Origin of the sequence: Burkholderia sp. E168m22 (assembly GCF_001319805.1) — a bacterium.
Lineage (GTDB): Bacteria > Pseudomonadota > Gammaproteobacteria > Burkholderiales > Burkholderiaceae > Burkholderia > Burkholderia orbicola.
Genome location: NZ_BBSK01000175.1, coordinates 1 through 1070, shown reverse-complemented (window position 1 = coordinate 1070; position 1070 = coordinate 1). Strand labels below are relative to the sequence as shown.

Sequence of the window (1070 nt, the reverse complement as noted above, 5' to 3'; positions counted from 1 at the left end):
TGTGCGATTCGCAGACATCGTTTCACTTTTTTGAAGGCCGTTTCTTTGGCGCGTCGGAACCCGTGGCGCCCGTAGGGAACACGGGTTCCGACGCGCGCCGATGATGTTCGCCGAGGATTTTGTCGACCCGCCATTCGCGGTGTCGAATTCGCTCTTTCCGCTCGTCGTACGCACCTTCCACCGCTTCCGCGAGAGGTGTGATTTCACCCAGCTCCGCAATGCGGTCAACCGGAGTCTTTCCACCGAGTGAGCCGTGTGGCCGACGCCAGTTGTAGTCGAACTGCCACTCTTCGATTCGCAAGTCGATTGCCCGCTCTGTCGGGGCATGGTGGAACCAGAATTCGTTCAGGTCAGTAAGCTGCGAACGTTCAACTTTGCCATTGAGGTGCGGCGAGCGTGGTGGAATTGGCCGGAATTTAATGCACTCGTTCATCAGGCGCCGCTGCACGGATTCAGCGAAGAACTCACCGCCGCGATCGGTCTGGATACGTTGAATCGGAAACGGCATCTCCTCGATGACGCGATCAAGGAAAAACAGCGTATTTCGGGCATTTCTACGGGGGTAGACGGCCAGCACACGAAAGCGTGAACAGTCGTCGATGGCCGTGTACTGGTAGACGCCTCGTGCAATCTTCATCGTGTCCATCTGGACGCGGTCTCCGGGAACTGGACGGCTGTAGCGCCTCGGTTGTGCCGGCCTCCTGGGGCGAACCAACGGCTTCACCAACGCTTCGCACAGGACCTTGTGAATGGTCGCAAGGGACAGTTCTCTTTGTTCGTTCAGACGCAATTCGTTCTGAATCCGCCGTGCCCCCTTGCGCTCGGCCCGCAGGCGAAGAATCGTTGCCCGATCAGCGTCAGAGACCTTTCGATTCGGGCTGGTCAGAGGGCGACGGCTTTGAGAGCGAAGACCTTCTTCTCCCGCCTCCTGGTAGCGGCGCAGCCACTTGCGAAGCGTCGGCCTGGAGATGCCACAACGCGTGCACACGAGACCGGCGTTGCCGGTCTCGTGATACATGCGCACCCAACGTAATCGCATCGAGATTTCGCGCTCCATCGTCCCATATTAG

General features: G+C 58.8%; 1 protein-coding gene. It reads right to left on the bottom strand.

All coding sequences use genetic code 11. The annotated features are described in order from the left end of the window. Positions 1 to 22 precede the first annotated feature (22 nt). The gene (locus AP428_RS36520; RefSeq protein WP_011548482.1) at positions 23 to 1039 is read right to left on the bottom strand and encodes an IS481-like element ISBcen24 family transposase; all 1017 of its coding nucleotides are present in this window, start codon (positions 1037 to 1039) and stop codon (positions 23 to 25) included. Between the last annotated feature and the right edge of the window lie 31 nt (positions 1040 to 1070).